Origin of the sequence: Microvirga pakistanensis, assembly GCF_004458765.1 — a bacterium.
Taxonomy (GTDB): Bacteria; Pseudomonadota; Alphaproteobacteria; order Rhizobiales; family Beijerinckiaceae; genus Microvirga; species Microvirga pakistanensis.
In genome coordinates, this window is the sequence record NZ_SPJX01000184.1 from 339552 (window position 1) to 353445 (window position 13894).

Here is a 13894-nt window from a genome sequence, read left to right on the forward strand (position 1 = left end):
CATGGTATCGCGCGCGGAACGCTCGGCCTTCAGCGATTGGTGGTGGACCGTCGACCGGCTGCTGCTGGCGGCGCTCGCCTGCCTCATGCTGGCGGGCCTGGTCTTTCTCATGGCGGGCGGCCCGCCCGTGGCGGAGCGCCTGGGGCTCTCGACCTTCCACTTCGTGAACCGCCAGGTGCTGTTCCTGGTCCCGGCGCTTCTCATCATGCTGCCGGTCTCGTTCCTGTCCCTGCGCCACATCCGCCGCCTCGCCCTGCTGGTCTATGCGGGCGCGATGGTGCTGATCGGGCTCGCGTTCCAGTTCGGGCCCGAGATCAAGGGTGCGCATCGCTGGATCATGATCGGCCCGCTCGGCGTTCAGCCGTCCGAGTTCATGAAGCCCGCCTTCGTGGTTCTCGCCGCCTGGGCCTTCTCCGAAGGGGCGCGGCGCAAGGACATGCCGGGCGCCTTGCTCGCCCTGATGCTCCTGCCGGCGACGATCATCCCGCTCATCCTTCAGCCCGATTTCGGCCAGACCATGCTCGTGACCATCGTGTGGTGCGGCCTGTTCTTCGTGGCCGGCCTGCACTGGTTCTGGGTGATGGGCCTGGGCGGCGCGGGCCTCGTGGGCATCGTCGCGGCCTATGAATTCCTGCCGCACGTGCGCGCCCGCATCGAGCGCTTCCTCGACAAGGATTCGGGCGATACCTTCCAGGTGGACATGGCGATGGAATCGTTCTCGCGCGGCGGCTGGCTGGGGCGCGGCCCAGGCGAGGGAACCGTCAAGCGGATCCTGCCCGATGCGCATACGGATTTCATCTTCGCCGTGACGGCGGAGGAATTCGGCATCGTCGTGTGCCTCGCCCTGCTGGTGCTCTTCGCCTTCATCGTGCTGCGCGGTCTCATGCTGGCGCGCCGCAACGAGGACACCTTCTGCCGCCTCGCGGCGACGGGCCTCATCCTCATGTTCGGGCTCCAGGCGGCCATCAACATGATGGTGAACGTGCACCTCATGCCCGCCAAGGGCATGACGCTGCCCTTCATCTCCTACGGCGGTTCCTCGTTGATGTCGCTGGCGCTGGGCATGGGTTTCCTCATCGCGCTCACCCGCCGCCGTCCGCGCTCGGAGATGATGGGGCAGCTCAACCAGGATTGGCAGCGTTGATGGAAGCGCCCCTGATCCTCCTCACCGCCGGCGGCACCGGCGGCCATCTCTTCCCGGCGGAGGCGCTGGCCAACGTGCTGAAGGCCTCCGGCTGCCGCGTGGTGCTCGCCACCGACAAGCGCGCCAATGCCTATGCGGGCTCTTTCCCGGCGGACGAGATCATCGAGATTCCCTCCGCCACGCCGTCCGGCCGCTCGGTGCCCAAGATGGCGAAGGCGGCGCTGCTGCTCGCGCAGGGCACGTTCAGGGCCATGGCCGTGATCCGCCGGCTGAAGCCGGACGCGGTGGTCGGCTTCGGCGGTTACCCCACGGTGCCGCCCGTCCTGGCCGCGTCGCTCCTCAAGGTTCCAACGGCGATCCACGAGGCCAACGGCGTGATGGGCCGGGCCAACCGCCTGCTCGCGCGCCGCTCGTCGCTGATCGCGACGGGCTTTGCCGGCATCAAGGGCATCCCGGCGAACGTGCCGGGAAGGGTGATCCAGACCGGGAACCCGATCCGCCCGGCGGTGCTGGAGGCGGCCGGGCAGGCCTATGCCCCCCTCGAGCCGAACGGGCGGATGCGCCTTCTCGTGGTGGGCGGGAGCCAGGGCGCGCGGGTGATGAGCGACGTGGTGCCCCCGGCCATCGAGCTTCTGCCGCAGGATCTGCGCGAGCGCCTCGTGATCACCCAGCAGGCGAGGGGAGAGGACCTGGAACGGGTCCGCGCCCATTACGGGCGTCTCGGCGTGGCATTCGAGGCGGAACCCTTCTTCACGGATCTGCCCAGGCGCCTGGGCGAGGCTCATCTCGTCGTCGCCCGCTCCGGCGCCTCGACGGTCGCCGAGCTTGCGGCGATCGGCCGCCCGTCGATCCTCGTGCCCCTGCCGGGCTCCCTCGATCAGGACCAGGCCGCCAACGCCAAAACCCTTGGAGACCTTGGCGCTGCCATCGTTTGCCCACAAACGGAATTCACCCCTGAGCGCCTGGCGGCCGAGATCCGGTCCACTTTTCAAGAGCCTGAACGCTTGACCAAAGCCGCCGCCGCCGCACATAGCGCCAGCATCACGGATGCGGCCGAGCGGCTGGCTCACGCCGTCCTCGACCTGATTCATCTTAACAAGAACGGAAAGCCTTCATGAAACTGCCGCCGAAGCTAGGTCCCATTCACTTCATCGGTATCGGCGGCATCGGCATGTCGGGCATCGCCGAGGTCATGCACAATCTGGGCTACACGGTTCAGGGTTCGGACGCGGCCGACAACTACAACGTCAAGCGTCTCGCCGATAAGGGCATCAAGACCTTCATCGGCCACAAGGCCGAGAACGTGGAGGATGCCGAGATCGTCGTGGTCTCCACCGCGATCAAGCGCGACAACCCGGAACTGGTCGTCGCCCGCGAGAAGCGCCTGCCGGTCGTGCGCCGCGCCGAGATGCTCGCCGAGCTCATGCGCTTCAAGTCCTGCGTCGCGGTGGCGGGCACCCACGGCAAGACGACGACGACCTCGCTCGTCGCAACGCTTCTCGACGCCGGCGGCCTGGACCCGACCGTCATCAACGGCGGCATCATCAACGCCTACGGCACCAATGCACGCATGGGCGACGGCCAGTGGATGGTGGTGGAGGCGGACGAATCCGACGGCACCTTCCTCAAGCTCCCGGCCGACGTCGCCATCGTGACCAATATCGATGCCGAGCATCTCGATCACTTCGGCACCTATGACGCCATCAAGGACGCGTTCCGCTCCTTCATCGATTCGATCCCGTTCTACGGATTCGCGGTGATGTGCATCGATCACCCGACAGTGCAGGATCTGGTCGGCCGCATCGAGGATCGCCGCATCATCACCTACGGCGAGAACCCGCAGGCGGACGTGCGCCTCATGGACGTGGATTCGCGCGGCGGGCAGAACCGCTTCCGCGTCATGATCCGCGACCGCCGTCCCGGCTTCCGGCTCGAGCTCGAAGATCTCGTCCTGCCCATGCCGGGCGCCCACAATGCGCTCAATGCGACTGCGGCGATCGCCGTCGCGCATGAGCTCGGCGTCTCGCCCGATGCGATCCGCAAGGCGCTTGGCGGTTTCGGCGGCGTGAAGCGCCGCTTCACCCGCACGGGCGAGTGGAACGGCGTCACGGTGTTCGACGATTACGGCCACCATCCCATCGAGATCGCGGCCGTGCTGAAGGCCGCGCGCGCCTCGACGGACGGTCAGGTGATCGCCGTCGTGCAGCCCCACCGCTATTCGCGCCTGTCGTCGCTGTTCGATCAGTTCTGCACCTGCTTCAACGATGCGGATTCCGTCATCGTCGCTCCGGTCTATGCGGCGGGCGAGCAGCCGATCCCCGGCGCCGACCGCGATGCGCTCGTCTCGGGCCTGAAGGCGCGCGGCCACCGCAACGTGATGGCGCTCGAGAAGTCCGAGGAGCTCGCGGGCCTCATCAAGGGCGTGGCGAAGCCGGGCGATTACGTGATCTGCCTCGGCGCCGGCAATATCACGCAATGGGCCTATGCGCTGCCGGGTGAACTCGAGGCGCTGGGCGAGAAGGCGGCCTGATGTTCGCGGACATCACTCCCGGCCTGAAGGCCTCGATGCCGGAGCTGCGCGGCAAGCTGGAGGCCAACGCCCCCACGGCGCCGCTCTCCTGGTTCCGCACGGGCGGCCCGGCGCAGGTGCTGTTCACGCCCGCCGACACGGCCGATCTCGCCTATTTCCTGCAGCGCCTCGACCGGCAGGTGCCGGTGCTCGTGGTGGGCCTGGGCTCGAACCTGCTCATCCGCGACGGCGGCTGGGAGGGTGTCGTGATTCGCCTGGGCAAGGGATTTGCCGAGGTTGCCGTCGAACCGGGCCTGCGCATCCGCGCCGGCGCGGGCGCGCCCGACGTGAAGGTGGCGCGCGCGGCGGCGGAGGCGGGCATCGCGGGCCTCTCGTTCCTGCGCGGCATTCCCGGCACCATCGGCGGGGCGCTGCGCATGAACGGCGGCGCCTACGGCGGCGAGACGAAGGACGTGCTCGTCGAAGCCAGGGGCGTGACCCGCAATGGCGAGCTCGTCTCATTCACCAACGCGCAGATGGGCTTCACCTATCGCCATTCGAGCGTGCCGGACGACGTGATCTTCACCGAGGCCCTGTTCGAGGGCCGACCCGGCAATCCGGACGAGATCCTGGCCGAGATGAACGCCATCACGGAGGCGCGCTCCTCCACGCAGCCGGTCAATACCCGAACGGGAGGCTCGACCTTCAAGAACCCTCCGGGCCGGAAGGCCTGGGAACTGGTCGATGCCGCCGGATGCCGCGGCTTGAGGATCGGCGACGCCCAGGTCTCCGAAATGCACTGCAACTTCCTGATCAACCACGGCTCCGCCTCGGCGGCCGATATCGAGAATCTCGGCGAGGAAGTCCGCCGCCGGGTTCGCGAGATGGCGGGCGTGGAGCTCGAATGGGAGATCAAGCGGGTCGGTCTTGCACGGGAATAGCCCCGAATCACTTTGTTAACGACCGGCTGTTTCACTGAGGCCGGCTGCATGTCGAGGAGTCCATCATGGCCAAGCACGTTGCCGTTCTCTATGGCGGCTGGTCCGCGGAGCGCGAGGTCAGCCTGGCGTCGGGGCGGGCCTGCTGCAAGGCCCTCGAAGAGCAGGGGTACAAGGTCACCCCCATCGACGTGCAGCCCGACATCGCCACCGTGCTCCAGGCCGTGGGGCCCGATGTGGTGTTCAACGCCCTTCACGGGCGCGTCGGCGAGGACGGCACCATCCAGGGCCTCCTGGAGGTGCTGCGAATCCCCTACACCCATTCCGGCGTCCTGGCCTCGGCCCTGGCCATGCAGAAGGACAGGGCCAAGATCGTCATGGCGGCGGCGGGCGTGCCCGTTCCGAAAGGAAAGGTCGTTAACCGGTTAGAGGCGGCCAGAAGCCACGTGCTGCCGGCCCCCTATGTGGTCAAACCGGTGAGCGAGGGCTCCTCGGTGGGCGTCATCATCGTTCGCGAGGACCGCTCCCACCCGCCTCAGGAGCTGCTCAGGGAAGACTGGGCCTTCGGCGAGCAAGTCCTTGTGGAATCATATGTTGCGGGCCGTGAACTGACCTGCGCGGTCATGGGCGACAGGGCGCTCGGGGTCATCGACATCCGTCCGGCGACCGGGGTCTTCTACGACTACGACGCAAAGTATGTGAAGGGCGGGTCCATTCACGTCCTGCCGGCAGAAATTAAACCGAATATTTACCAAAAGGTCCAAGAGTTGGCGTTAACGGCGCATCAAGCGCTCGGCTGCAGGGGAATCAGCCGCGCCGACTTGCGGTACGACGACACGCCCGGAGGAACCGGGGACCTCGTCGTCCTGGAGGTCAACACGCAACCCGGCATGACCGAGACGAGCTTGGTGCCAGAAATCGCAGCCCATGCGGGCTACTCTTTTGGCGAGCTTGTGCAATGGATGGTGGAGGACGCTACCTGCAATCGATGACGGCCTATCCGGCCGCCGTTGTTGCGACGCGCGCTGCCTCCGACAGGCAGCCCCCCCGAATCACCCGATTCTTCGGCTCCTCGCGGAGCGTCCGGCGGCGTTCCCCGGGCATTCCGCTCGAGGCGCGCATTCCCCGTTATCTGGGCACCTGGCTCACCCTGGGCTTCTTCTCGGGCGTCGTGAGCCTCGGCCTCTGGCAGGGCGGGCATCTCGACACCTTCATCCGCGATCATGGTCAGCCGCACCATGCCCTGGCGCGCGCGCTCGGGCTCGGGCTTGAAAGCATCACGATTTCCGGAATCGCTCAGATGCGCGAGACCGAGGTGCTGATGGCCGCTGGTCTCGACACCAAGCTGTCGCTGCCGTTTCTCGACGTGAACGAACTTCGCGAGCGCCTCGAGCGCGTTCCGATGATCGGGAGCGCCACCGTCCGCAAGCTCTATCCCAACGAGCTCGTGATCACGCTCACCGAGCGCGAGCCTCATGCCATCTGGCAGAACAACGGCGAGCTCTTCGTCATCGCGGCGGACGGCACCGTGATCGACCTGATGCAGGACGAGCGGTACACCGCTCTTCCTTTCGTGGTGGGCGAGAGCGCCAATGTCCGCAGCAAGGAATATCTCGCGCTGCTCGATGCGGCCGGTCCGCTGAAAGGGCGCATCCGCGCCGGCACGCTCGTGGCGGGCCGCCGCTGGACCCTCAAGATGGACAACGGCATGGACGTGCGCCTGCCGGAGAAGAGGGCAGCGGATGCGCTGGCCCGTCTCGTGAAGCTCGAGAGCGAGCAGAAGATTTTGGAAAAGGACGTGCTCGCCATCGATCTGCGCATCGCCGATCGCGTGGTGGTGCGTCTCACGGAGGAGGCGGCTCTGGCCCGCGCCGAGTCGCTCAAGAAGAAACCGATGCGCGGCAAGGGGGTCGACACATGAGTCTCTCGGGTCACGGGCTAACGCCGCGTCTCAAGCCTTTGTCCGCGCGCAAGAGCGCCATTCTCTCGGTCCTCGACATCGGAACGAGCAAGGTGGTCTGCGTCGTGGCGGAGCTGAAGCCGTCCGATGAAGTCGAGTCGCTGCGCAGCCGCACCCATGTGGCACGCATCCTCGGCATCGGACATCAGCGCTCCGCAGGCTTGAAGAGCGGCGTCGTCGTTGATTTGGAAGCGGCGGAAACCTCGATCCGCCAGGCCGTTCACGCGGCCGAGCGGATGGCGAAGGTTGAAATCCAGTCGGTGATCGTGAACCTCACCGGCGGCCGGCTCGCGTCCGAGCATTTCGAGGCGCATGTCCCCGTGCGCGGCGCCGTCAACGACGGTGACGTTCACCGCGTGCTCGATGCGGCGTCCTCCTACGATCTGCGCCGGGGCAGGGCGGTCCTGCATGCGCTGCCGACGGGCTTTTCGCTCGACGCGCAGAAGCACATCGTCGATCCCGCCGGCATGATCGGCGAGCGGCTCGGCGTGGATCTGCACGTGGTCACCACGGAAACCGCGGCCGCGCGCAATCTCATGCTCGCGGTCGAGCGCTGCCACCTCGGCGTCGAGGCGGTGATCGCGTCTCCCTACGCGGCGGGCCTGTCGGCCCTTGTGGACGATGAAGCCGAGATGGGCTGCGCCGTCGTCGACATGGGCGCGGGCACCACGAGCGTGGGCATCTTCTCCAACGGCCATCTCGTCCACACGGACGCCATTGCCGTCGGCGGTCACCACGTGACCATGGATATCGCGCGCGGTCTCACGACCCGCGTCTCCGCCGCCGAGCGGCTCAAGACCCTCTACGGCTCCGCAATCACGTCGAGCGCGGATGACCGGGACATGATCGCGGTGCCCCAGGTCGATGAGGACGAACGTGACGTTCCGAATCATCTCCCGAAGTCGCACCTCGTTCGCATCATCAAGCCGCGGGTCGAGGAAATCCTCGAACTCGTGCGCGACCGCCTGAAGGGCGCGGGCTTCGCAGCCCAGGCCGGACGGCGCGTCGTGCTGACGGGCGGCGCAAGCCAACTCGTCGGGCTGCCGGAAACGGCACGCCGCATCCTGCAGGGCCAGGTTCGTGTCGGGCGCCCGCTCGGCATCAAGGGTCTGCCCGAGGCGGCGAAGGGCCCCGCCTTTTCGGCGGTGGTCGGCCTCCTGGTTTATCCCCAGGTGGCGCACATCGAGTATTTCGAGCCGCGTTCGAGCGGCTTGTTCCAGAGTACGGGAACCGACGGCTACTTCTCGCGGGTGAGCCGGTGGATTCGCGACAGTTTTTAAAGCGTAACGCGATGACGCGGCGGGTCATCGCGGGAGTTCGAAGTCAACAAGGGTAAGCGTCGGCCAAACGCTGTCAGTCTAAAAGGCCAAAGAGGCACAGGTCATGGCAATCAATCAGCAAGCTCCGGACATCCGGGAACTCAAGCCGCACATCACTGTCTTCGGTGTCGGCGGCGCCGGCGGCAACGCCGTGAACAACATGATCGAGTCCGGTCTGGAGGGCGTCGAGTTCGTGGTGTCGAACACCGACGCGCAGGCTCTGGCCTCCTCCAAGGCCCAGCGGGTGATCCAGATGGGCATCCAGGTCACCGAAGGCCTCGGCGCCGGTTCGCAGCCGGAAGTCGGCCGTGCCGCCGCCGAGGAGGTGATCGACGAGATCCGCGATCAGCTCGCCGGCTCCCACATGGTGTTCATCACCGCCGGCATGGGCGGCGGCACCGGCACGGGGGCGGCTCCGGTGGTGGCGCGCGCCGCCCGCGAGCTCGGCATCCTGACGGTCGGCGTCGTCACGAAGCCGTTCCAGTTCGAGGGCGTGCGCCGCATGCGTCTGGCTGAAGCCGGCATCGCCGAGCTGCAGCAGGCTGTCGACACCCTTATCGTCATCCCGAACCAGAACCTCTTCCGCGTGGCCACGGAGAAGACCACCTTCGCCGATGCCTTCGCGATGGCCGACCAGGTGCTCTATTCGGGCGTGGCCTGCATCACCGACCTGATGGTGAAGGAAGGTCTCATCAACCTCGACTTCGCCGACGTGCGCTCGGTCATGCGCGGCATGGGCAAGGCCATGATGGGCACGGGCGAGGCTTCCGGCGAGAAGCGCGCGATCCGCGCCGCCGAGGCCGCCATCGCCAATCCGCTGCTCGACGACGTGTCCATGAGGGGCGCCCGCGGCCTGCTGATCTCGATCACGGGCGGCAACGATCTCACCCTCTACGAGCTCGACGAGGCGGCCACCCGCATCCGCGAGGAAGTGGACCAGGATGCCAACATCATCCTGGGCGCGACCTTCGACGAGAGCCTGGAGGGCATCATCCGCGTCTCCGTGGTGGCGACCGGCATCGATCACGCCGTGATGGAGAACGCCGGCGATCTCTCCGCGACCGAGCAGCGGATCTCGGAGGTGGCGGAGCGCCTTCGGGCCGAGGCCCGGGCTCGCGCCACGCAAAGCCAGGCCACCCCCACCGTGCGCGCCACCGCCCAGGCCGAGCCCGTGAAGGCAGCTCAGATCCTGAGCGAGGCGCGCCCGGTCATGGCTCCGGCTTCCGCTGCGGCTCCCCAGGCCATCGAGCCGGTTCCGCAGCCGTTGGTCCGCGACGACGTGGTCCTGACCCCGGCTCAGCCCAAGCCTGCCATGGCCTATGAGGCTCCGGCGCCTCAAGCCCCCGTCTATGACGAGCCCGCGGCCGACACGAGCTTCATCCCGCCTCAGGCCGAGCGCGCCATGCGCCCGGCTCGGATGCCCCGGATCGACGAGCTGCCCATCCCGGCGCAGAACCAGATCCGCGCCAGCCGGGGCGAGATCGACCCGGTTCAGGAGCACAAGCCCTCCCTGATCCAGCGTCTGGCGACCATGGGCTTCGGCCGCCGCGAGGAGCCCCAGCACGCTCCTGCCGAGCCGGCCCCGCGCCAGGAGGCTCCGCGCCAGCAGATGTCGCCGGTGCATGCCGAGTACGCCCGCCGCCCGGCGCCCCAGGCGCAGCGTCCGGCTCCCGCGCCCGCGCAGCGGGGCATGGAGGACGATCAGCTGGAGATTCCCGCGTTCCTCCGCCGCCAGGCGAACTGAGGCGTTTCGAACCGTTACAAACTGAAACCCCGGCCGCCCGCGCGGCCGGGGTCTTTTTTCGGAAAGTCGTTAGTTAACAAGGGGTTAAGAATTGCTGCGTTTGTAACAGATCGTAAAAAAGCGTGATTTGGCCTAGCCTGATCAGGCGACTATGTTCCCTGTGTCGAAAGGGCGAGGTCCAGTTCGATCCCGCCGGTCAACAATTAAAGCGAACGCATCGCGCAGCGGATCTCACAAGCGGCGATCATGTTCCAGGTTCAAAGACAATGAAGCAGAGTCATCAAACCACGCTCCGCGCCGCCGTCACGCTCGTAGGGATCGGCGTCCATTCCGGGGACGAGGTGAAGATGATCCTCCATCCGGCGGAGGTGAATCATGGCATTGCTTTCCTGCGCACCGGTCTCCCGGGCGGCCTGGACCGTCTGATCGATGCCCGCCACCTGGCGGTGACCGCCACCGAGCTCTGCACCGTGATCGGCGATCGCGAGAGCGGGGCGGTGGCCACCATCGAGCACCTCATGGCGGCTCTCACGGGCCTCGGCATCGACAACGTGCTCGTCGAGATCGACGGTCCGGAAGTGCCGATCCTCGACGGCAGCTCCGCGCCCTTCATCGATGCCATCGACCAGGTCGGCATCGTGACTCAGGGCGCGACCCGCCGTTACCTCAAGGTTCTCAAGCCGGTCCGTGTGACGCAGGGACGGGCTTTCGCCGAACTGCTTCCGAACGAACGCGCCTTCCGCCTCGACGTGGAAATCGACTTTCCCACCCCGGTGATCGGCCGGCAGCGCAAGGCCGTCGACCTCAGCCCTTCCGTGTTCCGGCGCGAGATTTCCCGCGCCCGCACCTTCGGCTTCATGCGCGACGTGGAGAAGCTCTGGACCGCCGGTTTCGCTCTCGGCGCCTCGCTCGAGAACACGGTCGCCATCGGCGACGACGGCATCATGAATCCCGAGGGACTGCGCTACGGCGACGAGTTCGTGCGCCATAAGCTCCTCGACGCGGTCGGCGATCTCTCGCTGGCGGGCCTGCCGCTGCTGGGTACCTATCGCTCCTATTGCGGCGGCCACCGGCTGAACTTCTCCGTGCTGGAGGCCCTGTTCTCGAGCCGCTCGAACTACACCATCGTTGATGCGGTTCCGCGCCGCGAGACGGGCTATGTGGAAGTAAGCAGCGCGGCCAGGACGGCCTTCGCGACCGAAATCCACTGAGGCCTTTCTTCTTCGAAGACGCACCGAGCGCCCATTGGCCGCACGATTTCGGGCGGCTTTACTCCATCCATCTGGGTAAAGACCTCCGGATGGGGTTGGCTCCTGCCCCCCGCATAGGTTAAAGAACCTCGGTGCATCGTCAAAAATCACCGGGCACGGATTTTGGAGGACCGCGAAGCATGTCTTTCGCGAAGGTTTACTTGAGCCTGAGAGGCGCTGCCGGGCGCGCGCTGCTTGTTGGCGCCTGCGGCTTGGCGCTCGCGGGCTGCGATACGCTGTCGTCGATGAATCCCTTCGACAAGAGCGATGCGTACAAGCCGGAGATCGTCGCCGACGTGCCGGCCGAAGAGATCTACAACGACGGCCTCGCCCGCATCCAGAAGAAGGATTACGAGGGCGCCGCCAAGAAGTTCAACAGCCTCGACCGCCAGTACCCGTACTCCGAATGGTCGCGCAAGGGGCTGATCATGGAGGCCTACGCCAATTACGAGGGCGGCCTCTACGAGGAGGCGATCACCGCCTCCAAGCGCTACCTGCAGCAGCATCCGAACACCCCGGACGCGGCCTATGCCCAGTATCTGATGGCCTCGTCCTACTATGATCAGATCCCGGACATCACCCGCGACCAGGCGGCCTCCGAGCGCGCCATCGCGGCGTTGCAGGATCTGGTTCAGCGTTATCCGCGATCCGAATACGTGGCCGACGCGAAGAAGAAGATCCAGGTGGCCAGCGACCAGCTCGCCGGCAAGGAGATGGAGGTCGGCCGCTTCTACCTCCAGAAGCGCAACTATTCCGGCGCCATCAACCGGTTCCGCACCGTGGTTTCGCGCTACCAGACGACCCGCCACACGGAAGAGGCTCTCGAGCGTCTCACCGAGGCCTACATGGCCATGGGCATCGTCAGCGAGGCGCAGACCGCCGCGGCCGTTCTCGGTCACAACTTCCCTGACAGTCCTTGGTACAAGGACGCCTATGCCCTGCTGACCAAGGGCGGCGTGGAGCCGCGCGAGGATTCCCAGTCCTGGATCAGCAAGGCCTTCCGTGGCGTTCCCCAGGTTGGTCAGCGGGCGGGGTAAGCCTCACATTCCATGCTGATCCAGCTGGCGATACGCGACATCGTCCTCATCGACAGGCTCGAGCTCCATTTCCATGAGGGGCTCTCCGTCCTGACCGGTGAAACCGGCGCGGGCAAATCCATTCTGCTCGATGCCTTTGCTCTGGCTCTCGGCGGGCGCGGCGACGGAAGCCTCGTCCGCCACGGGGAGTCTCAGGGGCAGGTCACGGCCGTCTTCGATTGCCCCATGGACCATCCGGCCCGCCGCATCGCGCGCCAGGCGGAGATCGACGTCGACGGGGACCTGATCCTGCGCCGCGTCCAGGTGGCGGACGGGCGAACCCGGGCCTTCGTGAACGATCAGCCGGTGAGCGTCCAGGTGCTCAAGGCCATCGGCGGGACCCTGGTCGAGATTCATGGGCAGCACGACGACCGTGCGCTCGTCGATCCGGTCAGCCACCGGGCGATCCTCGACGCCTTCGGCGGGCTCTCCGACGAGCTGCAGGCCGTGGGCGAGGCCGCCCGCCGCGTGCGGGAGGCCCGCACCGCCCTGCAGGAACACCGCAGCCGGATCGAGAAAGCCCGCAAGGAGGCCGATTTCCTGCGCCATGCGGTGGAGGAGCTGACCATTCTCAACCCGAAGGCGGGCGAGGAGGAGACCCTGGCCGAGCGCCGGGTCGTCATGATGCAATCGGAGAAGGTGGCCCAGGATCTCAACGAGGCCTACGAAGCGGTTGCGGGCACCGCGTCGCCGGTTCCGGAGCTCTCGGCTGCCGTGCGCAAGCTCGAACGCCGGAGCGCTGGGGCACCCGCTCTCGTGGAGCCCAGCGTCAGAGCCCTCGATGCCGCGCTCGTGGCCATCGACGAAGCCCGCGCCGCCCTGGAGGAGGCGCTCCGCGCCACCGAATACGATCCGCGGGAGCTGGAGCAGACGGAGGAGCGTCTTTTCGCGCTCCGCGCCGCCGCCCGCAAATACGATGTCCCGGCCGACGACCTCGCGGCCCTGCGCCAGCGCTTCGAAGGGGATGTCGCCGCGATCGATGCCGGCGAAGAGCAGCTGGCTGCGCTGGAGAATGCCCTTAAGGAGGCCGATCACGCCTATGTGGCCGCCGCCGGGACGCTCTCCAAGGGCCGCAGGAAGGCCGCTCAGGCGCTCGATGCGGCCGTGCAGGCCGAGCTGCCGCCCCTGAAGCTGGAGCGCGCCCGCTTCATCACGGAGATCCAGACGGACGAGAGCAGCCGCGATCCGGCCGGCTTCGAGCGCGTGGAGTTCTGGGCGCAGACCAACCCGGGCACCCGCCCGGGTCCTCTCATGAAGGTGGCCTCCGGAGGCGAGCTCTCCCGCTTCATGCTGGCCCTCAAGGTCGTGCTGGCGGACAAGGGCTCGGCTCCGACCCTCGTCTTCGACGAAATCGACACGGGCGTCGGCGGCGCGGTGGCGGACGCCATCGGCCAGCGCCTCGCGCGCCTGGCGAAGCGCGTTCAGGTCATGGCTGTGACGCATGCCCCTCAGGTCGCCGCTCGCGCCGAGAGCCATTTCCTCATCGCCAAGGAGGGCATCAAGGGGGCCGAGGATCGCGTCGCGACCCGGGTCGTTCCCCTGGAGGCCACGCCCCGCCGGGAAGAGATCGCCCGCATGCTCGCCGGCGCGACGATCACCGAGGAAGCCCGCGCCGCGGCCGCCCGGTTGTTGGAAGCGGCCGCGCATTAGAGCATCGTGCGGACCCGGCCTTAGACGTCGAACGATGCACCTTACAGGAGCTTGCCGACCCCACCGCCGCCTCGGCCTCTCTCGTCCCTCCCGCCCTCATTTCCGAGCCTGTCCGGGCCATCCCGATTTCGAGAGGCGCGGAGCTTCAATGTAGCGGGATCACCGACCCAAGGCCGGTGATGACGTCGGAGGAGGGGCAGGATCTTCTGGAGCCTGCGTCGACCCTCCGCCCAAAAGACCCTGTGCGGGGAGCCGACGGGCTCTTGCAGCGTCATGGGCGAGGTTCGCTCCCGAATAGGGACGA

Annotated in this window: 11 protein-coding genes; all 11 read left to right on the forward strand. The window is 67.1% G+C overall.

Annotated elements, in window-relative coordinates; genetic code table 11:
• The first annotated feature begins 1 nt into the window (after nucleotide 1).
• The gene (locus E4K09_RS09375; protein ID WP_134496475.1) at nucleotides 2-1144 is read left to right on the forward strand and encodes an FtsW/RodA/SpoVE family cell cycle protein; all 1143 of its coding nucleotides are present in this window, start codon (nucleotides 2-4) and stop codon (nucleotides 1142-1144) included.
• The gene (murG, locus tag E4K09_RS09380; RefSeq protein ID WP_134496476.1) at nucleotides 1144-2262 is read left to right on the forward strand and encodes an undecaprenyldiphospho-muramoylpentapeptide beta-N-acetylglucosaminyltransferase; all 1119 of its coding nucleotides are present in this window, start codon (nucleotides 1144-1146) and stop codon (nucleotides 2260-2262) included. The genes E4K09_RS09375 and murG overlap by 1 nt, the downstream gene beginning before the upstream one ends.
• Nucleotides 2259-3674, forward strand: a complete 1416-nt coding sequence (gene murC / locus E4K09_RS09385) for a UDP-N-acetylmuramate--L-alanine ligase (RefSeq protein WP_134496477.1) — start codon at nucleotides 2259-2261, stop codon at nucleotides 3672-3674. Before murG ends, murC begins: the two co-directional genes overlap by 4 nt.
• On the forward strand, nucleotides 3674-4594 hold the full coding sequence (gene murB / locus E4K09_RS09390) for a UDP-N-acetylmuramate dehydrogenase (protein WP_425293828.1): 921 nt from the start codon (nucleotides 3674-3676) through the stop codon (nucleotides 4592-4594). The genes murC and murB overlap by 1 nt, the downstream gene beginning before the upstream one ends.
• Before the next feature lie 65 nt (nucleotides 4595-4659).
• Complete coding sequence (locus E4K09_RS09395; protein WP_134496479.1) at nucleotides 4660-5583, forward strand: D-alanine--D-alanine ligase; 924 nt, start codon at nucleotides 4660-4662, stop codon at nucleotides 5581-5583.
• Entirely contained in the window at nucleotides 5550-6512 is a 963-nt protein-coding gene (locus tag E4K09_RS09400; protein WP_134496480.1) for a cell division protein FtsQ/DivIB, read from the forward strand. Before E4K09_RS09395 ends, E4K09_RS09400 begins: the two co-directional genes overlap by 34 nt.
• On the forward strand, nucleotides 6509-7831 hold the full coding sequence (gene ftsA / locus E4K09_RS09405; RefSeq protein ID WP_134496481.1) for a cell division protein FtsA: 1323 nt from the start codon (nucleotides 6509-6511) through the stop codon (nucleotides 7829-7831). Before E4K09_RS09400 ends, ftsA begins: the two co-directional genes overlap by 4 nt.
• 103 nt (nucleotides 7832-7934) lie before the next feature.
• Nucleotides 7935-9614: a cell division protein FtsZ gene (gene ftsZ, locus E4K09_RS09410; RefSeq protein WP_134496482.1), complete on the forward strand. Its 1680-nt coding sequence runs from the start codon at nucleotides 7935-7937 to the stop codon at nucleotides 9612-9614.
• Nucleotides 9615-9880: 266 nt separating this feature from the next.
• Nucleotides 9881-10825 (forward strand): UDP-3-O-acyl-N-acetylglucosamine deacetylase, encoded by a 945-nt coding sequence (gene lpxC, locus E4K09_RS09415; RefSeq protein WP_134496483.1) that lies wholly within the window; start codon nucleotides 9881-9883, stop codon nucleotides 10823-10825.
• 179 nt (nucleotides 10826-11004) lie between these two features.
• Nucleotides 11005-11901, forward strand: coding sequence for an outer membrane protein assembly factor BamD (locus tag E4K09_RS09420; protein ID WP_134496484.1), 897 nt, complete (start codon nucleotides 11005-11007; stop codon nucleotides 11899-11901).
• Nucleotides 11902-11913: 12 nt separating this feature from the next.
• Nucleotides 11914-13590 (forward strand): DNA repair protein RecN, encoded by a 1677-nt coding sequence (gene recN, locus E4K09_RS09425; protein ID WP_134496485.1) that lies wholly within the window; start codon nucleotides 11914-11916, stop codon nucleotides 13588-13590.
• The last annotated feature ends 304 nt before the right edge of the window (nucleotides 13591-13894 follow it).